The sequence below is a fragment of the Pseudoxanthomonas sp. LjRoot206 genome (assembly GCF_056175725.1).
Genome location: NZ_JBGFFI010000001.1, coordinates 733838 through 752818 on the forward strand (window position 1 = coordinate 733838; position 18981 = coordinate 752818).

17 protein-coding genes and 1 pseudogene are annotated in these 18981 nt (G+C 67.5%); 1 reads left to right on the forward strand and 17 read right to left on the reverse strand.

Annotated elements, in window-relative coordinates; all coding sequences use genetic code 11:
- Positions 1-24 precede the first annotated feature (24 nt).
- The 12 genes and pseudogenes from pilH to purB form a co-directional block, all read right to left on the reverse strand.
- Entirely contained in the window at positions 25-417 is a 393-nt protein-coding gene (gene pilH / locus AC04MD_RS03715; RefSeq protein WP_055942820.1) for a twitching motility response regulator PilH, read from the reverse strand.
- 102 nt (positions 418-519) lie between these two features.
- Positions 520-1515, reverse strand: coding sequence for a YhdH/YhfP family quinone oxidoreductase (locus AC04MD_RS03720; RefSeq protein ID WP_475495970.1), 996 nt, complete (start codon positions 1513-1515; stop codon positions 520-522).
- 20 nt (positions 1516-1535) lie between these two features.
- Positions 1536-1832 carry a GIY-YIG nuclease family protein gene (locus AC04MD_RS03725; protein WP_475495971.1) on the reverse strand — a complete coding sequence of 99 codons (297 nt, stop codon included), beginning with the start codon at positions 1830-1832 and terminating at the stop codon, positions 1536-1538.
- A 570-nt stretch (positions 1833-2402) separates the two neighbouring features.
- Positions 2403-2996, reverse strand: coding sequence for an LOG family protein (locus tag AC04MD_RS03730; protein WP_475495972.1), 594 nt, complete (start codon positions 2994-2996; stop codon positions 2403-2405).
- Between the two features lie 93 nt (positions 2997-3089).
- Positions 3090-4526, reverse strand: coding sequence for a dihydrolipoyl dehydrogenase (gene lpdA / locus AC04MD_RS03735; protein WP_475495974.1), 1437 nt, complete (start codon positions 4524-4526; stop codon positions 3090-3092).
- A 150-nt stretch (positions 4527-4676) separates the two neighbouring features.
- On the reverse strand, positions 4677-5900 hold the full coding sequence (gene sucB, locus AC04MD_RS03740) for a dihydrolipoyllysine-residue succinyltransferase (protein ID WP_475495975.1): 1224 nt from the start codon (positions 5898-5900) through the stop codon (positions 4677-4679).
- A gap of 43 nt (positions 5901-5943) precedes the next feature.
- A complete protein-coding gene (locus tag AC04MD_RS03745; protein ID WP_475496165.1) occupies positions 5944-8769 on the reverse strand; it encodes a 2-oxoglutarate dehydrogenase E1 component in 2826 nt (941 codons plus the stop codon).
- A 186-nt stretch (positions 8770-8955) separates the two neighbouring features.
- Positions 8956-9867: a GNAT family N-acetyltransferase gene (locus tag AC04MD_RS03750; RefSeq protein WP_475495976.1), complete on the reverse strand. Its 912-nt coding sequence runs from the start codon at positions 9865-9867 to the stop codon at positions 8956-8958.
- A gap of 5 nt (positions 9868-9872) precedes the next feature.
- A pseudogene (locus AC04MD_RS03755) lies at positions 9873-11114 on the reverse strand (ribosomal protein uL16 3-hydroxylase); the annotation flags it as partial.
- Positions 11115-11185: 71 nt separating this feature from the next.
- Complete coding sequence (gene blaPJM, locus AC04MD_RS03760; protein WP_475495977.1) at positions 11186-12088, reverse strand: PJM family subclass B3 metallo-beta-lactamase; 903 nt, start codon at positions 12086-12088, stop codon at positions 11186-11188.
- Positions 12085-12483, reverse strand: a complete 399-nt coding sequence (locus AC04MD_RS03765; RefSeq protein ID WP_475495978.1) for a VOC family protein — start codon at positions 12481-12483, stop codon at positions 12085-12087. Before AC04MD_RS03765 ends, blaPJM begins: the two co-directional genes overlap by 4 nt.
- Before the next feature lie 24 nt (positions 12484-12507).
- Entirely contained in the window at positions 12508-13875 is a 1368-nt protein-coding gene (gene purB / locus AC04MD_RS03770) for an adenylosuccinate lyase (RefSeq protein WP_475495979.1), read from the reverse strand.
- Between the two features lie 138 nt (positions 13876-14013).
- Here purB and AC04MD_RS03775 point away from each other — a divergent pair, with 138 nt between their 5' ends.
- Positions 14014-15450: a class II fumarate hydratase gene (locus tag AC04MD_RS03775; RefSeq protein ID WP_475495980.1), complete on the forward strand. Its 1437-nt coding sequence runs from the start codon at positions 14014-14016 to the stop codon at positions 15448-15450.
- A 15-nt stretch (positions 15451-15465) separates the two neighbouring features.
- On the opposite strand, the gene AC04MD_RS03780 is transcribed toward AC04MD_RS03775, so the two are convergent.
- The 5 genes from AC04MD_RS03780 to AC04MD_RS03800 all read right to left on the reverse strand — a co-directional run bounded on the left by AC04MD_RS03780 (position 15466) and on the right by AC04MD_RS03800 (position 18942).
- Complete coding sequence (locus tag AC04MD_RS03780; protein ID WP_475495981.1) at positions 15466-15891, reverse strand: hypothetical protein; 426 nt, start codon at positions 15889-15891, stop codon at positions 15466-15468.
- 61 nt (positions 15892-15952) lie between these two features.
- A complete protein-coding gene (locus AC04MD_RS03785; RefSeq protein WP_475495982.1) occupies positions 15953-16618 on the reverse strand; it encodes a YggN family protein in 666 nt (221 codons plus the stop codon).
- Between the two features lie 16 nt (positions 16619-16634).
- Complete coding sequence (locus tag AC04MD_RS03790; protein WP_475495983.1) at positions 16635-17474, reverse strand: DUF4097 family beta strand repeat-containing protein; 840 nt, start codon at positions 17472-17474, stop codon at positions 16635-16637.
- A 45-nt stretch (positions 17475-17519) separates the two neighbouring features.
- Entirely contained in the window at positions 17520-18191 is a 672-nt protein-coding gene (locus AC04MD_RS03795; RefSeq protein ID WP_475495984.1) for a hypothetical protein, read from the reverse strand.
- Positions 18192-18300: 109 nt separating this feature from the next.
- On the reverse strand, positions 18301-18942 hold the full coding sequence (locus tag AC04MD_RS03800; RefSeq protein ID WP_475495985.1) for a YggN family protein: 642 nt from the start codon (positions 18940-18942) through the stop codon (positions 18301-18303).
- Positions 18943-18981: the final 39 nt, after the last annotated feature.

An 18981-nucleotide genomic window follows, 5' to 3' on the forward strand; every position in this document is an offset into this window, starting at 1 on the left:
TTCATCGATACATGCCGGCCGGTATCAGGCCGACGGCGCGGAGGGCAGTTCGCGCGCGTTGAAGATGCGCTCGATCACCTCGGCCAGTTCGTCTTCGGAGAACGGCTTGGTCAGGTAGGCCTTGGCGCCCTGGCGCAGGCCCCACATGCGGTCGGTGTCCTGGTCCTTGGTGGTCACCAGGATCACCGGGATGTGCTTGGTGGTGGCTTCGCGGCTCAGCGTGCGGGTGGCCTGGAACCCGTTGAGGTTCGGCATCACCACGTCCATCAGGACCATGTCCGGCAGCTCGCGTTTGGCGACTTCCACGCCCGCGGCGCCGTCCTCGGCGGTGATGGATTCGTGCCCCAGTTTCTCGACGATGCGCTGGATGCCCAGCAGTTGCGACGGTGAATCGTCGACGATCAGAATCTTTGCCATGGATGTCCCCAGTGTTCCCCGGCATCGATTTTAGACCTTGTCGGTGACAACACAATGGGCTGGGCGGCCAACGGACGACGTCCGTCGTACCGCCGCCGCCGTTCATCCCATTCGTACCAGCGTGCGCCCGAACGAACGCCCGTCCAGCATGGTGCGGAACACCTCCGGAAGCCCATCCAGCGTGGTCTCCCGCGTGCAGATCGTGTCCAGATGGCGCGGCTTCCAGTCGCTGGCCAGGTGCTGCCAGACCTGTTCGCGGATATCGCGCGCGGTGCCCGCCGACGCGACGCCGAGCAGCGACACGCCCCGAATTATGAAGGGCATCACAGTTATGGGCAGATCGGCCGTGGCCGCGAGCCCGGCGCTGGCCACGTTGCCGTAGGGCATCGTCTGCGCCAGCAGGCTGGCCAGCATCGGGCCGCCGACATTGTCGAGGCCGCCGCCGAAGCGCGCGGAGTCCATCGGACGCGTGGTTGCCAGCGCGTCACGCCCCAGCACCTCGCTGGCGCCGATCGATTTCAGGTACGCGGTGTTCTCGGGCTTGCCGCTGACTGCATGCACCTCGAAACCCGCCTTGCTGAAGATGTCGACGGCCAGCGAGCCCACGCCGCCGGTGGCGCCGGTGACGGCGAGCGGACCGAGGTCGGGCGTCTGCCGGTTGTCGCGCATGCGGTACAGCGCGAGCGCGGCGGTGAAGCCGGCGGTGCCGAGGATCATGCTTTCGCGCAGGCTCAGCCCCGGGGGCAGGGGGATGACCCACCTGGCATCGAGCCGCGCGTACTCGGCGTAGCCGCCGTCGCGCGTTTCGCTGAGGCCGGAGCCGGTGACCAGCAATGCATCGCCTTCCTTGAAGGCGGAATCGCTGGAGGCCACCACATGGCCAGCCACGTCGATGCCGCCGACCAGCGGAAAGCGCCGCAGGATCTTGCCTTCGCCCGTGCCGGCCAGCGCGTCCTTGTAGTTGACCGATGAGTAGGCCGTCTTGATGACGACCTCGCCCGGATTCAGCGCATCGAGCGCAATGGTTTCGATACCGCTGCGATAGCCGGTGTCGTTGTTGTGGATGCGGAATGCATTGAAGGTGGTGGGCAGGGTCATGGTCGGTGTACCTCTTTCATTCAAAGAATGTCGGGATACAGATCCCGCCAGATGGGGTTCGTGGCTTCGACGAGCTGGATCTTCCACATGCGCTTCCACGCCTTCAACGCCTTCTCGCGGAGGATCGCAGATTCCATGTGGGCGTGAGCTTCATACCAGACCAAAGTATGGATGCCGTAGCGTCTTGTGAAGCCATCGGCTTGGTCGTTTCGATGCTGCCAGACGCGCGCGGGCAGGTTGGAGGTCACGCCGATGTAAAGCGTACCTCGTGGCTGGCTTGCCAGGATGTAGACGCAGGGAATCCGTTCCCGTGGCACGACGGCATCCTTTGCCTATTTCACGTGTACGACAAGACTATAAGCCGACCCCGTCATTCCAGCGCAAGCTGGAATCCATTGTCTGCGCGTGCCGGAATGTTCGGAGCACGTGCAGATGGGTCCCAGCTTGCGCTGGGACGACGGGCGAGGGTGGCATTCGACTGGACTACGCGGCCTCCACTCTCCGTCATTCCAGCGCAAGCTGGAATCCATTGCCTGCGCGTGCCGGAATGTTCGGAGCAGTGCAGATGGGCCCCAGCTTTCGCTGGGGCGACGGCGGGGGCCGCATTGACTGGACTAGACGGTCGCTATCCCCCGTCATTCCAGCGCAAGCTGGAATCCATTGCCTATGCATGCCGGAAGGGTCGGAGCAACTGCAGATGGGCCCCAGCTCTCGCTAGGGCGACGGTCGAGGGCTGCATCGGCTGGGACTATGCGGCCACGATTGCCCGTCATCCCAGGGCACGCTGGAATCCATTGTCTGTGCGCGCCGGAACGTGCGGGGCAAGTGCAGATAGGTCCCAGCGTAAACAGCCGTACGGCTGTTGAAAACCGCTGGGACGGCGGTACTCAACGCAACGACTTGCGCCGCTTCTCGTCCATCCACTTGTCCGCCTGCGCCGGCGAATAGGCGCGCATCCAGGCGACCATGGCGTCGAGGTCGTCGCCGTGCCACAGGTCGGCGCGCTGTTCGGGATGCAGAAAGCGTTCCTCGACCATGCGGTCGATCATGCCCATCAGCGGGGTGTAGAAGCCTTCGACGTCGAGGAAGGCGCAGGGCTTGTCGCCGATGCCGAGCTGGCGCCAGGTCAGCATCTCGAACATCTCGTCGAGCGTGCCGAAGCCGCCGGGCAGGGCGACGAAGGCATCGGACAGGTCGAACATGCGCTTCTTGCGCTCGTGCATGTTGGCGACCACGTCCAAGCGGGTCAGGCCCTTGTGCGCGACCTCCCAGTTGACCAGCTGTTCGGGGATCACGCCGATCACCTCGCCACCGGCGGCCAGCACCGCGTCGGCGACGACGCCCATCAGGCCGACGTTGCCGCCACCGTAGACCAGTTGCAGGCCTTCCTTCGCTATGCGGTCGCCCAGCGCGATGGCGCGCTCGGTGTAGGCGGGCTTGTTGCCGGCGTTGGAACCGCAGTAGACGCAGATGCTCTTCATGTCGATGTCTCTTGCCTGTTGTCAGAAACGCAAAACGCCAGGCATCGCCTGGCGCATGCGGATCACGGCGGCGACATCGCCGCCGTGCGGGCCTCAGTTGGGCTTGTGGATCGCGCGCTTGTGCACGGCCATCGCGGCATCGTGCACCGCTTCCGACAGCGACGGGTGCGCATGGCAGATGCGGGCCAGGTCGTCCGCGGAGCCCTTGAACTCCATGGTGAGCACGCCTTCGTGCACCAGTTCCGACACGTTGGCGCCGACCAGGTGCATGCCCAGCACGCGATCGGTTTCGGCATCGGCGATGACCTTTACGAAGCCGGTCGGCTCCGCCATCGCCACCGCGCGGCCCACCGCGGCGAACGGGAACGAGCCGGCCTTGTAGGCCACGCCTTCGGCCTTGAGCTGCTGTTCGGTCTTGCCGACCCAGGCGATCTCGGGCGAGGTGTAGATGACCCACGGGATGGTGTCGAAGTTGACGTGCCCCGGCAGGCCGGCGATCAGTTCGGCGACCGCGATGCCTTCCTCGAAGCCCTTGTGCGCCAGCATCGGCCCGCGCACGCAGTCGCCGATCGCCCAGACGCCATCGACGCCGGTGTGGCAGTGCGCATCCACTTCCACCTGACCGCGTTCGTTGAGCTTCACCCCGGTGCCGTCGGCCAGCAGGCCCTTGCTCGCGGCGCGGCGGCCCACGGCGACCAGCAGCTTGTCCACGGTCAGCGTCTTCTCGCCTTCGGCGTCGCTGTAGGTGACCACGACTTCCTTCTTCTTGCCCTTGCCGGTGACCTCGGTCTTCGACACCTTGGCGCCCAGGCGGATGTCGAGGCCCTGCTTCTTGAACTCGCGCGCGGCGACCTTCGACACTTCGCTGTCGGCGACGGCGAGGAAGTCGGGCAGGGCTTCGAGGATGGTGACCTCGGCGCCGAGGCGCTTCCACACGCTACCCAGCTCCAGGCCGATCACGCCTGCGCCGATTACCGCGAGGCGCTTCGGGACCTCGCTGAAATCCAGCGCGCCGACGTTGTCGACGATGTACTCGTTGTCGAACTTGGCGAACGGCAGTTCGATCGAATCCGAACCCGCGGCGATGATGACGTTGGTGCCCTTCAGCTCGACGTCGCTGCCATCGTGCTGCTTGACCTTGACGACGTTGCCCGGCTGCAACTGGCCGAAGCCGTAGTACGCCGTCACCTTGTTGGCCTTGAACAGCTGCGCGATGCCGCCGGTGAACTGCTTCACGATGGCGTCCTTGCGGCCGACCATGGTGCCGACGTCGATCTTCGCGTCCTTGACGCTGATGCCGTGCTGTTCGAACTGGTGGGTCAGGTTGTGGTACTGGTGCGAGGAATCCAGCAGCGCCTTGGACGGGATGCAGCCCACGCGCAGGCAGGTACCGCCGAGCGCGGGCTTGCCGTCCTTGCCCAGCGCGGCGTCGATGCACGCGACCTTCATGCCGAGCTGCGCGGCGCGGATGGCGGCGTGGTAGCCGGCGGGGCCGGCACCGATGACGACGACGTCGAATTGTTCAGCCATTTGGAAGTCCTTTGCATTTCCCTTCTCCCGCCGGGAGAAGGTGGCGCGAAGCGCCGGATGAGGGTGCGGCGGAGTGGGGATGCTGCAGGACGCGGCGGCAGTCGGACCCTCACCCCAACCCCTCTCCCGAAGGGAGAGGGGCTCAGTGCATCACATGCCCAGCAGCATGCGGTGCGGGTTTTCCAGCTGGTTCTTGATGTCGACCAGGAACAGCACCGCGTCCTTGCCGTCGATGATGCGGTGGTCGTAGGACAGTGCGATGTACATCATCGGCGCGGCGATGACCTGGCCGTTCTCGACGATGGCGCGGTCCTTGATGGCGTGCATGCCCAGGATGGCGCTCTGCGGCGGGTTGACGATCGGGGTGGACATCAGCGAACCGAAGGTGCCGCCGTTGGTGATGGTGAAGGTGCCGCCCTGCAGGTCTTCCAGCGCCAGCTTGCCGTCGCGCGCCTTCTTGGCGTAATCGGCGATGCCCTTCTCGATGTCGCCGAAGCCCATGCGCTCGACGTTGCGCAGCACCGGCGTGACCAGGCCCTTCTCGGTGGAAACGGCGATCGAGATGTCGGAATAACCGTGGTAGATGATGTCGTTGCCGTCGACCGAGGCGTTGACGATCGGGTGGCGCTGCAGCGCGTTGGCGGCGGCCTTGGCGAAGAAGCTCATGAAACCGAGCTTGATGCCGTTGGCCTTGACGAAGTCGTCCTGCAGTTCCTTGCGCATCTCCATGACCTTGGCCAGGTTGACTTCGTTGAACGAGGTCAGCATGGCGATGGAGTTCTTGGACTGCATCAGGCGCTCGGCGATGCGCGTGCGGATGCGGGTCATCGGCACGCGCTCTTCCGGACGCGCGCCGCCGGCGACGCCGGCGGTCTTGCCGCTGGCGTAGTTGACCAGGTCTTCCTTCGTCACGGCGCCGCGGCGGCCGGTGCCTTCCACGTTCGCCGGGTCGATGCCCTGGGTGACGGCGGTGAAGCGCGCGCCCGGCGGCAGCGCGTCGGCGCCGGCCGGGGCCGGCTTGGTGCTGGAGGGGGCAGCGGCGTCTGCCTTGGCCGCCTCGGCCTTCGGCTGCACTTCCTGAGCGCCGGCGGCGGGCTTCTTCTCTTCCGCGGCGGGTGCGGGCGCAGCGGCCGCGGCGCCTTCCTCGATGATTGCCAGCAGCTGCTGGCTGGTCACCGTATCGCCTTCCTTGAACTTGATTTCCTTCAGCACGCCGTCGACGGGCGAGGGCACTTCCAGCACGACCTTGTCGGTTTCCAGGTCCATCAGGTTCTCGTCGCGCTTGACCGCGTCGCCCACCTTCTTGTGCCAGGCGGCGATGGTGGCGTCGGAGACGGACTCGGGGAGAACCGGAACTTTGACTTCAGTGGCCATGGGATGGGACGTCCTGGTGGTTTGTTCTAATGAGGGTAAGGGCTTATTCGGCGACGGTGCTGGTGCCGAGCGTGTTGACCAGTGCGTCGGCGACCAGCTTCAGCTGTTCCTCGACGTGCTCGGCGAAGTGGCCGGCGGCGGGCGAGGGCGAACGCGGGCGGCCCGCGTAGTCCAGCGTCTGCTTGTCGGTCAGGCAGGCCTGCAGGTGATGCTTGATCTGGTACCACGCACCCTGGTTCTGCGGCTCTTCCTGGCACCAGACCACCTCGGTAGCCTTGCCGTAGCGCTTGAGTTCGGCGGCCAGCTGCTCGCGCGGGAACGGATACAGCTGCTCCACGCGCAGGATGGCCACGTCGTCCTGGCCGCGCTTCTGCGCGTCCTCCAGCAGGTCGTAGTAGACCTTGCCCGAGCAGGCCACGACGCGCTTGACCTTCTTGGCGTCGGCGGTCGCGTCCGGGATCAGGTGCTGGAACTCGCCGTTGGCCAGTTCGTCCAGCGTGGACACGGCCAGCTTGTGGCGCAGCAGCGACTTCGGCGTCATCACCACCAGCGGCTTGCGCGTGGTCATGCGCATCTGCCGGCGCAGCATGTGGTACGCCTGCGCCGGCGTGGTCGGCACGCAGACCAGCATGTTCTCCAGCGCGCACAGCTGCAGGAAGCGTTCCAGGCGGGCGGAGCTGTGCTCCGGGCCCTGGCCTTCATAACCGTGCGGCAGCAGCAGCGTCAGGCCGCTGATACGGCCCCACTTGGCCTCGCCGGCGGCGATGAACTGGTCGATCACCACCTGCGCGCCATTGGCGAAGTCGCCGAACTGTGCTTCCCAGATGCACAGCGTGTTGGGATCGGTGGTCGAGAAGCCGTACTCGAACGCCATCACCGCCTCCTCGCTGAGCAGCGAGTCGATGATGGTGGCCTGTTCTGGCTGTTCGACCAGCTGGCGCAGCGGCAGGTAATAGCTGTCGGTCTTCTGGTCGTGCAGGATCGCGTGGCGGTGGAAGAACGTACCGCGGCCGGCGTCCTGGCCGACCAGGCGCAGGCCGTTGCCTTCCGACAGCAGCGTGGCGTAGGCGAGGTTCTCGGCGAAGCCCCAGTCGGCCGGCTGCTCGCCGGCGGCCATCTTCACGCGGTCCTCGTAGATCTTGGCCACGCGCGGGTGCAGCGCGACGCCGGCGGGAATCGTGGTGATGATCTTGGCCAGCGCGTCCAGCGCCTTGCGCTTGACCTTGGTGTCGACCGGGTCGCTGAGCTTGCCGGACAGGTAGCGCGACCAGTCGATCGCCAGCTCGTCGCCCTTCTGCTTGGCGAGCTCGGTGGTGTACTCGCCCGAGTCCAGCTTGTTGCGGTACGCGTCGGCCATCGCCTTGCCGCCTTCGGCCGGGATGACGCCCGCGCCTTCCAGCTTGGCGGCGTACATCTCGCGCGTGGTCGCGTGCTTGCGGATGGTCTGGTACATCACCGGCTGCGTGGCCGCGGGCTCGTCGGCCTCGTTGTGGCCGTGGCGGCGGTAGCAGACCAGATCGATCACCACGTCCTTCTTGAACTGCTGGCGGAAGTCGTAGGCCAGCTGGGCCACGAAGACCACGGCTTCCGGATCGTCGCCGTTCACGTGGAAGACCGGGGCGCCGACCATCTTGGCGACGTCGGTGCAGTACAGCGTGGAGCGCGAGTCTTCCTTGTTGCTGGTGGTGAAGCCGATCTGGTTGTTGATGACGATGTGCAGCGTGCCGCCGACGGCGAAGCCGCGCGCCTGCGACATCTGGAACAGCTCCATCACCACGCCCTGGCCGGCGAACGCGGCGTCGCCGTGCATGATGATCGGCAGCACGCTCTGGCGCGCGACGTCGTTGCGGCGCTCCTGGCGCGACCGCACGCTGCCCGCCACGACCGGGTCGACGATTTCCAGGTGCGACGGGTTGAAGGCCAGTGCCAGGTGGACCGGACCGCCCGGGGTGGCGATGTCGGCGGAGAAGCCCATGTGGTACTTCACGTCGCCGGCGTGCGCCAGGTCGTTGTCGTGCTCGAACTTGCCCTCGAACTCGTCGAACAGCTTGCGCGGACTCTTGCCCAGCGTGTTGACCAGCACGTTGAGGCGGCCACGGTGGGCCATGCCGACCACGATGTCCTTGACCCCGCCTTCGCCGGCGTTGCGGATCATGGTGTCCATCAGCGGGATCAGTGCGTCGCCGCCTTCCAGCGAGAAGCGCTTCTGGCCGACGTACTTGGTGTGCAGGTAGCGTTCCAGGCCCTCGGCGGCGGTCAGGCGCTCCAGCGTGCGGCGCTTGGCGTCGTCGGACAGGCCGAACTGGCCACCGGCGGTCTCGAGGCGCTGGTACAGCCACTGGCGCTGCTCGACCTCGGAGATATGCATGAACTCGACGCCGATGGGACCGGTGTAGGTCGCCTTCAGGCGTGCCAGCAGGTCGCGCAGCTTCATTCGCGAGTTGCCGCCGACATTGCCGGTGCTGAACTCGCTGTCCAGGTCCTTGTCGGACAGGTCGTGGAAGGCCAGGTCCAGGTCCGGGGTGTTGACGGGTGGGGTCAGGCCCAGCGGATCGATCTGCGCACCCAGGTGGCCGCGTGACCGGTAGGCGGTGATCAGGCGGCCCACGTTGCGTTCGCGCTCGTCGCCGCCGCCGGTCGCGACCACGCCCTTGCCAGCCTGGCGCGCGGCCTCGGTGATCTGCTGGATGACCACCGAATGCGGTACATCGCCGGCCTCGTGGCCCTTGAAGCCGTCGAAGTACGCTTTCCATTTGGGCCCCACGCTGTCCGGGGCGACGAGGTACTGCTCGTACAGGTCTTCGACGTAGGAGGCGTTGCCCCCGTTGAGCTGCGAGGATTGCGCGAACTGCTTCAGGAGATTGTCCACGATGGTGATGGCGTGCTGTGGGGTAGTCGAGGGGCGCTTGCCGTCCATGTCGCGCAAAGTCTCACGGTCATGAGCGAAAACCCGGAAATTATACCCCCATGCCGGGAAGGGGGCGTAACCGGATTGGACTAAAGACGCAGGGTGCGGGCCGAGCACAGGCACCGGCACGGTGCCGCAGGCGGCAGGTCAGATCCCCAGTGCACGGTATTCGCCGACGGGGCGCGAGCGCTCCCACATCTGCGTGAATTCGTTGCGCAGCTGCCGTGCGCGGCCGGCGTGCGCCAGTCCCGCCTCGCCATCGAAGCGATGGCCCAGCGGCCGGTGGTAGTAGCCGTGATCGTCGTTCGCGACGAAGGCGGCGGTGTACGACAGGTCCACCGGGTCCTGCACTTCGCGGAAGGCGAACACGCTGGGCAGGCGCTGGCCGAGGCCGATCAAGGGTGCCAGTGCCCGTTGCGGCGTACCGGCATCCTGCAGCAGCACGTGGACCTGCGCCCCGGTCTGGCGGGTGGCGAAGCGACGCAGCGACTCGATGACCGTCGGTGCATCCCACAGCCCGGGATCCAGTGCACGGCTGTAGACGACGAGGCTGCGCCGCGCCTGTGCCACCACGGCGGTGGTGATGGCCACGGCCTCGGTGCGCTGGGTGATGCCGGCAGGGCCGGCCAGCACGCGCCGCATGCCCTGGTGCTCGATGCCGGCTTCGAAGAAGCGCTCACCCTCGGGCAGGAAGCCGTGGCGGGCATAGAACGCCTCAGCGGCGAGCTGGGCATGCAGCGACACATCGGGCCACTGCCGCCGCCGGGCTTCGCCCAGCAGGGCGACCAGCAGGGCGTCGCCGACGCCACGGCCACGCCAGGCCGACAGCACGGCCATGCGACCGATCCGGTGCTCGGGCGTCAGTCGTGCGGTCCCGATAGGGGTGCCGGAGGCATCACGGGCCACCACGTGGTGGCTGAGCGGGTCCAGCGCGTCGTGTTCCAGCTCACGCGGCACCTGCTGTTCCTGCACGAACACCACGTCGCGCACCTCGTGGACCGCGCCCGCGTCGGCGGCGTAGTCGATGGCGTCGACGCGATAGTCTCCCGTTGCGTTCACGCGCCCTCGTCCTCGGGATCCTGATCGTCACCAGGCAGGGCCAACTGGTAGTGGCCCTGTGCCGCCAACGCCATCACCGCATCACGGCCGGCCTCGCTGAGCGCGGCGTAGGTGGTGCCATCCAGGCCTTCCAGCGCCGCGAGCAGCTGCGCTTCCTTGACCGGCAGGGCGTAGTCCATCCCGTTGCAGAACAGGGTGGCGCCCTTGCTTCGCCGGCGCCAGGCGAGGCGCGAGAACGGGTGGCGCAGCAGGTGGGCGCCCTGTTGCAGGTCCCACTCCATCTCGATGCGCGAGGGCGAATCCGGCGGTGGCATGACGTCGCCCGAGGCGCGGTAGGTGGTGATGAAGCGGCCGAACCAGTCGCCGACCAAGTCGGGATCGTTCATGCGCAACGCATTCAAGGCCTCGACCACGCGCTCCATCGCGCGTGCGTCGATCTCGTTCGGGTCCTGCGGTGCCACCAGGTCTTCGTCGTGGTAGCGGACGGCCTCGTCGGCATCGGCGATCAGCGTGTCGAGGTAGTCGCCGATCAGTTCCGCCGACGACGGTGCGCGCATGCCGACCGAAAACGTCAGGCACGGGTTCTCCGCCACGCCGTGATGCGGAACCAGCGGCGGCAGGTACAGCATGTCGCCCGGCGACAGTACCCATTCGTGGGTGGGTGCGAAGGTGCGCAGCAGCTTGATCGCCACATCGTCCTGGAAGCCGAGGTCCGGTGCGGGCTTGCCCATCGCCACGCTGGCATCGATCATCCAGCGCCGCTCGCCCTGTGCCTGCAGCAGGAACACGTCGTAGTGGTCCACGTGCGCGCCGACCGAACCGCCGGTGGCGGCGAAGCTGATCATGATGTCGTCCACGCGCCAGCGCGGCAGGAAGTGGAACTGCTCCAGCACCTGGCGGACATCGGCGTCCCACTTGTCGACGTCCTGCACCAGCAGGGTCCAGTCGTGGTCCGGCAGGCCGGGAAAGTCTTCTTCCTGGAACGGACCCGTTCGCACATCCCAGACGCCGGTCGCCTTGTCCAGGCTGATCATGCGCGCCAGCACGCCGTCCTCGCAGGCGAGGCCGGCAAGGTCTTCCGGCTGCACCGGCGTCTCGAAATCCGGGAACGCGTTGCGGATCAGCAGCGGGCGCTTGTGCCAGTAATCGCGCAGGAAGCGATCGACCGGCATGCCCAACGGCTGTTGCTGCGTGGCGTCGACCTCGAAGGGCAGGTCCTTGGGGCGGCGGGTGGTCTTGGAGTTCATCGGGGGAGGTAATCAGCCAGAAGGGAGGGCAGCAGCATCCGTCACGACGGGTTCGACATCATTGCGTCCGATCAAGGCGCCGGCGCGGCGGGCTTCGCCGCCTCGTCCGCCAGCCGCTTGTCCAGCCGCTGCGTCGCCGTCCGTGCATAGGTGCGGCAGGCGCTGGTATCGACCAGCGGGCGGTCGGCACGCGGACCGATGCGGGACCACAACTGGCTCGCCGACGGGTGCGGCGTGACGAGGATGTCGCAGTCCAGCGCGGCCACGCGCGCCAGGGTTTCGCGGAACGCGGCCGTGTAGCCGGGATGCGCGGCGTCGTCGCTGTAGCGGTATACACCATCGGAGATCGCGGTCAGGCTGTCGGCGTAGACCATCTGGTGACAGGCGTCGCCATCGCACGAGCGCCAGGTCCAACTGGTGCCGCCAGGCGTGTGGCCGGGCGTGGCGACCACCTGCAATGCCAGCGGGCCGACGCGCACCACGCCATCATCATCGAGCACGATCACCTGCTCGACGGCGCGGAAGGGCTCCAGCACCGCGAACTGCGGGTCGCTGCGGTCGCTGGCACCGCGCTTGAGCGTGGCGACCGCGGGCGCACGCGCGTACACCGGTGCGCCGGTGGCCTTCTGCAGTTCGGCCAGGCTGCCGGCATGATCGAAGTGCTCGTGCGAAAACACGATGGCGCGCACGTCCTCGGGCTTGAAGCCGAGCGCGCGGATGTTCGCCAGGATCTGCGGGCCAGCCTGCGGGGTGGCGGCGTCGACCAGGATATGGCCTTCGTCGGAGGTCACCAGCAGGGCGCTGATGCCGCAGGTGCCGACGTACCAGGTATTGCCGTAGACCTTCAGTGGCGTGGCCGGATCGTTCCAGCCGGCGTCGTCCGCACAGGCCTTGGCGGGGACGTCGGCGGCGAGCGCGGCGGTCGGCAGCGCGAGGGCGATCACGCCGGACAACAGGGTGGAGCGGAGCGTCATGTGGCGATCTCGTCGTAGCCGCGGTTGACGAACTGCAGCAGGCACCAGCCATGGCCCCAGGGATCGGCCAGCCGGACGATGCGGCCCCAGTTCGCGTCGCGTATGTCGGTTTCCTGCACCAGGCCGGCCTGCAGGGCACGGTCCAGGGCAGGCTCAAGATGATCCACCACCACGTCCAGGTGCACGGGCGTCCAGTGGCGGGTGTAGTCGCGGCGCGCATCGGCGGCGGCGATGGAGCCGGCGGGGTTCTGCAGCACGTAGACCGGCGCCTGCGCGCCGAGCAGTTCGACCCCGCCGTCGCCGAAGCGACGCGCAGCGGTCAGGCCGAACGCTTGCGTGTACAGCGCTTCCGCGGCGGGCAGATCGGGAACGTCGATGTTGATCAGCAGGTGCATCGCCGTTCCCTCGCGTCCCGGACCTCAGATGTTCCGTGCAAGCCGCTCGGCGAGGCCGGTGTAGCGGCCCGGCGTCATGTCGCGCAGGCGCTGCTTGTCGTCGGCGGGCAGGTCGAGCGATTCGATGAAGGCGCGCATCGAGTCGGCGGTGATGCCCTGGCCGCGCGTCAGCGCCTTCAGTTGCTCGTACGGGTTCGGCAGGCCGTGGCGGCGCATGACGGTCTGCACGGCTTCGGCCAGCACTTCCCAGGCCGCATCGAGATCGGCGTCGAGGCGCTGCGGATTCACTTCCAGCTTGCCGAGGCCCTTGGCCAGCGAGTCCAGTGCGACCTGGGTGTGGCCGAACGCGGTGCCCAGGGCGCGCAGCACGGTGGAGTCGGTGAGGTCGCGCTGCCAGCGGCTGATCGGCAGCTTGGCGCTGAAATGCTCGAACAGGGCATTGGCGATGCCGAAGTTGCCTTCGGCGTTCTCGAAGTCGATCGGGTTGACCTTGTGCGGCATCGTCGACGAGCCGACTTCGCCTTCCTTCAAGCGCTGCTTGAAGTAGCCCAGCGAGATGTAGCCCCAGATGTCCCGGGCCAGATCGACCAGGATCGTGTTGGCGCGGCGCGCGGCGTCGCCGATCTCGGCGACGTTGTCGTGCGGCTCGATCTGGGTGGTGTACGGGTTGAACACCAGGCCCAGGCTTTCGACGAAGCGCTGCGCGAACGCCGGCCAGTCGACATCCGGGTAGCTGGCCACGTGGGCGTTGTAGTTGCCGACCGCGCCGTTGATCTTGCCGGTCAGTTCCACCGCGGCGATCTGCGCGCGCTGGCGCTCGATGCGCGCGACCACGTTGGCGATCTCCTTGCCCAGCGTGGTGGGCGACGCGGTCTGGCCGTGCGTGCGCGATAGCATCGGCTGCGCGGCCTGCGCGTGGGCCAGCGAGCGCAGCGTGGCGGTCACGCCATCGAGCGTCGGCAGCAGGACCTCGCGGCGCGCCTGTTCCAGCATCAGGCCGTAGGACAGGTTGTTGATGTCCTCGCTGGTGCAGGCGAAATGGACGAATTCCAGCGCCGGAGCGAGTTCGGCATCGTCCTTCAGCTGCTCCTTGATGAAGTACTCCACCGCCTTGACGTCATGGTTGGTGGTGCGCTCGATCTCCTTGACGCGGGCGGCATTGGCCACGCTGAAGCCGTCGGCCAGCGCGCGCAGCTTCGCCTGCTGGGCCGCGGAGAACGCGGGCAGCTCGGTGATGCCCGGCTCGGCGGCCAGCGCCAGCAGCCATTCCACCTCGACCTTCACGCGGGCGCGGATCAGGCCGTACTCGGAGAAGATCGGGCGCAGCGCGTCGACCTTGCCGGCGTATCGGCCATCGAGCGGGGACAGGGCGAGCAGGGACGAATCCGACATGGGGGACGAGGGCGGCTGAAAGGGAGCGTTCCATTTTACCCCGGGAAGGCCCGCATCCGGCCTGGCGTATCCTGTGGCCCCCGCCAGCCGTCGGCCGATGCCGGCGCGCAAGCCGTGAATCCCTCCAGGAGACGGTTGATGACCAGCAAGAAGACCGCGGGCAAGCCCCGTGCCGCACGTACCCGCATCGAACACGACAGCATGGGCGAACTGAAGGTGCCCGCCGATGCGCTGTGGGGCGCACAGACGCAGCGCGCGGTGCAGAACTTCCCGATTTCCGGCCGGCCGATGCCGCGCGGCTTCATCCGCGCGCTGGGGCTGGTCAAGGGCGCGGCGGCCGAGGTCAACGCGGGCCTGGGCCTGCTGCCTAAGGGCATCGCGACTGCCGTGCAGGCCGCCGCGCAGGCCGTGGCAGCCGGCGAACACGATGCGCATTTCCCCATCGACGTCTACCAGACCGGCTCCGGCACCTCGTCCAACATGAATGCCAACGAGGTGATCGCCACGCTGGCGTCGCGTGCGGGCAAGGCGGCCGTGCACCCGAACGACCACGTCAACCTCGGCCAGAGCTCGAATGACGTGATCCCCACGGCGCTGCGGGTGGCGGCGCAGCTGGCGGTGCTTGAAGACCTGCTGCCGGCGATCACGCATCTGCGCAAGACCATCGACGCGCGCGGCAAGGCCCTGGGGAAGGTGGTCAAGACCGGTCGCACGCACCTGATGGACGCCATGCCGCTGACCTTCGGCCAGGAGTTCTCCGCGTGGTCGGCGCAGCTGTCGTCCGCGCAGGCGCGCATCGAGGACACGCTGAAGCGCGTACGCCGGCTGCCGCTGGGCGGCACCGCGATCGGGACCGGCATCAACGCGGATCCCCGCTTCGGCGCGCGCGTGGCGAAGACGCTGTCGGCGATGACGAAGACGCGCTTCGAAAGCGCCGACAACACGTTCGAAGGCCTGGCCGCGCAGGACGACGCCGTCGAGCTGTCCGGCCAGCTCAGCGCGTTGGCCGTCGCGCTGACCAAGATCGCCAACGACCTGCGTTGGATGAACTCCGGGCCGCTGGCGGGACTGGGCGAGATCGAATTGCCGGCGCTGCAGCCGGGCAGTTCCATCATGCCGGGCAAGGTCAATCCGGTGATTCCGGAAGCCACGGTGATGGTGTGCGCGCAGGTGATGGGCTACCACACCTCAGTGACCGTCGCCGGGCAGACCGGCAATTTCCAGCTCAACGTCACCCTGCCACTGATCGCGAACAACCTGCTGGACGGCATCCAGTTGCTGTCGAACGTGTCGCGCCTGCTGGCCGACGACTGCATCGCCGGGCTGATGGTGCGCAACGACCGTGTGCAGGAAGCGCTGGACCGCAATCCGATCCTGGTGACGGCACTGAATCCGGTGATCGGTTACGAGAAGGGCGCGGCGATCGCCAAGCAGGCCTACAAGCAGAACCGGCCCGTGCTGGATGTGGCGCGCGAGGTCACCGGGTTGCCGGAGAAGACGCTCAAGCCGTTGCTGGACCCGGCCGTGCTGGCGAAGGGCGGCATCCATGGCAAGCCGGGCGGTGGTGGGGGCTGAAAGTCCCGCCGCTCGTCAATCGCGTGGTGGCCACTCGCCCGGGATCTTCATCCCGCCCAGCATCTGGAGCGCACCTTCGCACATCTTGTGCTTCTGTTCGGGCGTGCCACTGTCCAGGCGGCCCAGTCGTTGCGTGAGCGTGCGTTCGCGATAGGCGGCCAGCGTATCGCCCGGTGCGAACTCCGCGAGCGTCAGCAACCGACCGCGTTCGATCCGGTCCTGGTGCGTGTTGACGTAGCGGAAATAAGCCGGCGCGGCGCGCTGCAGGTAGCCCGCATCCATCGCGCCGCATTTTTCGATCAGCACCGGCATCGCGAACGTGGCGACGTAGGCGATGTGGTCCTGGAACGCCTGCTCGCGGGCGGGGTCCGGTGCGTCCGCCGCCTGCGCGCTGGATACCGTCAGTGCTGCTGCCAGCAGCGCGGTGCAGGTGTACTTCATGTCGTACCTCGCAGGGAGAAAGAGGAGAGGCGACGTCCGCGCAGCGGAGGCGCAAGCATCGTCACGGCGAGGGTGAATCCGCCGGCGCTGCAGCGGCCGCGTCGGCCTCTGCTGCCGCATTGCCTTCGGTTCCGGGCGCGTCGCTCTTGACCGCCCTGCCGAGGGCGCGTCCGACCTCCTCGCCGGCCTCATGGGCGCCGGTGTGCGTGGTGCGGCATTCGTCGATGTCGGTCGGTTCCATGCCCGCGTAGGGCTGGAACGCAGGCAGCGCAGCCACGAGGTCCTGTTGGGCCTTGTAGAGGGCGGGCAGGCGATCGCAGATCTTCATCGCTTCCGCCTCGACTTTCTTGGCCTCCGCTTCCATCTGCTGCTCGATCTGGTCGGGATTGCCGCTGAAGATGCCGCGCACGGCCGCGCCCACGGCCTTGCCGGCGAGCTTGGCGCCTTCCTTGCCGGTGGCGATACCCGCATCGGCGATGCCGCCGAGTTCCCGGTGGTAAGCGACGAGCAGCGCGCGCTGCGCGTCCGTCACCGGCACCGGCTTGCCGTCGACGATGAAGTCGCCTTTGGCCGAGACCTCGGCCTTCGGATGGCCGGGCGTATTGAGTTTCAGGTTCTGGCCCCAGAGGGCGCTGGAGGTCGACGTGTCGCCATCGGCGTCACCGTTCTTCGAGCAGGCGGCCAGCAGCAGTGTGACGGACAGGGCGAGTGCGATGGTGCGGATCATGGTCGTTCCTCGGGAATCAGCGACGCTTGGGGATGTCGATCTGGCCTTTCACGCCCTCGTGGTCGACGTCGCCGCTGCCGACGGAACGGACGTTCAACCCGCCGCCGACGTTGCGTACGTCCGCACCGCCGGAACCGATCGAGCCGATCGCCACGTCGCCGGTGATGTCGCGCAGTTCCGCGCCACCGGAGCCGATCGAGCCGATCTCGATGCTGCCGCCGCGCGACAGGCTGAAGCCACCCGACCCGATGCTGCCGACGCTGGTGGCGCCCTTCACGTTGTCGGCTTCCACGTCGCCCGAACCGATCGACACCACCTTGAGGCTGCCGGCGCCGTGGATGTCGATGTCGCCCGAGCCCACCGATGCGGCGGCCAGTCCACGGATGCTGCGGCCCACGGCACGGCCGGAGCCGACATCCGCGCTGAAGACCGGCGCGCCGGTGACATCGGCTTCGCCCGAACCGACCTTCACCTGCACGGACACGTGGTCGGGCAGGGTGGCGGTCAGGTTCATGTAGGCGTAGTTGCTGCCGAAGAAGATGCCGCTGAACGTGCCGTCCTGGTACATCCGCACGATCAGCTTGTCGCCGGCGCGCCGCTGTTCGATCTTCAGGTCGGCCAACCGCTCGGCATGGCTGCTGCAGGCGCGGCCCTTCATCGCGGCCGGCGCACCGGCGCGCGATTCCACGGTCAGGTCGTGCGGACCGACCTCGAACACCACGGTCCTGGCGTCGCCGATGTCGAGCGTGAGCTGGCGCGGTGCCTCGTGCTTGCAGTACCGGTCCGACGCCAGCGCGGGGGCGGACAGCCCCAGCAGGGCCAGCAACGGGGAAGCGAGCAGGGTGATGCGCATCATCGTGTCTCCAGGATCACATCAGCGGCAATGACGGAGGGGGTCGTGCTATCGCGTCGCGAATTCGCGGCGTACGTCCTTCTCGCAGTTCTCCGCATCGTCCACGTCCAGCGTCGCATACGGTCGGAACTGCGGCAGGCTGGCGGACAGGCGTTGCTGGGTGTCGCGCAGTGCCGGCAGGCTGCGGCAGATCTGCCGCACGCCGGGCTCGACGGTTTCCCGGACGGTCTTCTCGACGCGACGCTCCAGGCTGCCGGTCATGGCGCCGAGCATCAGGCTGAACACGCCACGGTCGACCGCCTCCAGCGCGGCCTGGGCGCTGCGCTCGCCGATGTCGATGCCGGCCTTGGCGATGTCGATCACCTGGCCGCGATAGCGCAACAGTTCCTGCCGCTGATGACCGTCGATAGCGACGGCCTTGCCCTCGATCAGAAGGTCGCCCTGCGGGGTGATTTCCGCTTTCGGCAGCGGATCCTGCGCGGCGCGGCGCTTGTCGGACTTGCCGAAGCGCAGGTTGTCGCCCAGTTGCAGGTTGTCGGTCTCCAGGTCGTGACGGGCGGCGGCGAGCTCCGCGCGCACTTCCTTGCGTGCCTCCGCGAGGTCGGCGCTGATCTCCCTGTCGACGCCGGTGTTCTTCGCACTCGCCGGCAGCGCGACGAGCGGCAGCAGGCTGGCCAGCATCAGCGGCATCAGGACGTGTTGAATGCGTGTGGTGGGCATGTCCGGTTCCTTTCCTTGGCGAAGCTGGGTGGATGTCGATGGCGTTGCCACAGCGGCCAGGCCTCGACGCGCGGTCAGCATGACGCTGCAGCGGAGACGGCGCGGAACCTCAGAAGGTCCAGTTGCCGTCGCCGTTCGCATCGCCGCAGTCGTCCACGTCGGACTGGTCCATCGTGGCGTAGGGCGCGAACTCGGGCAGCGCCTTGGACAGCGCCTGCTGGGCCGACAACAGGCCGGGCAGGCGCGTGCACAGCTGCGCGACCATCGGCTTGATCTTGGCCTTGGCCTGCTCGCCGACCTGTTGGCCGATCTCGTCGCCGGACTGGCCCGAGAGCATGCCCTTCAACGCGGACGCAGCGGCATCGATGCCGACGCGCGCCCCTTCCATGCCGATGGCCATGCCGTCGCCCACGACATCCAGCAGTTCGCCGCGATAGGCGAGCACCAGCGCCTTCTGTTCCGGCGTGGTCGCCACGGACTTGCCTTCGATCAGCAGCTCGCCGGCCGGCGTGATCTCCGCCTTCGGCAGGTGCTGCGTCGTGTCGCGGTTCAACGACAGGTTGGCGAGCGCCAGTTTTTCGCGTGCGGTGGCGATTTCCTCGCGGGCCTTTTCCATTTCCTGGCTGGCTTCGCCCAGGCCGGTGGCGACTTCATCCATGGCCTTGGCGGCGACGCCGGTTGGGGTGTTGTCCTTGTCCGCCGGCTGGCAGGCGGCGAGCGCCAGCACACCGACGACGAGCAGAGGGCGCATCAGGGAAAGTGAGGTATGCATATCCGTGTCCTTGGGTAG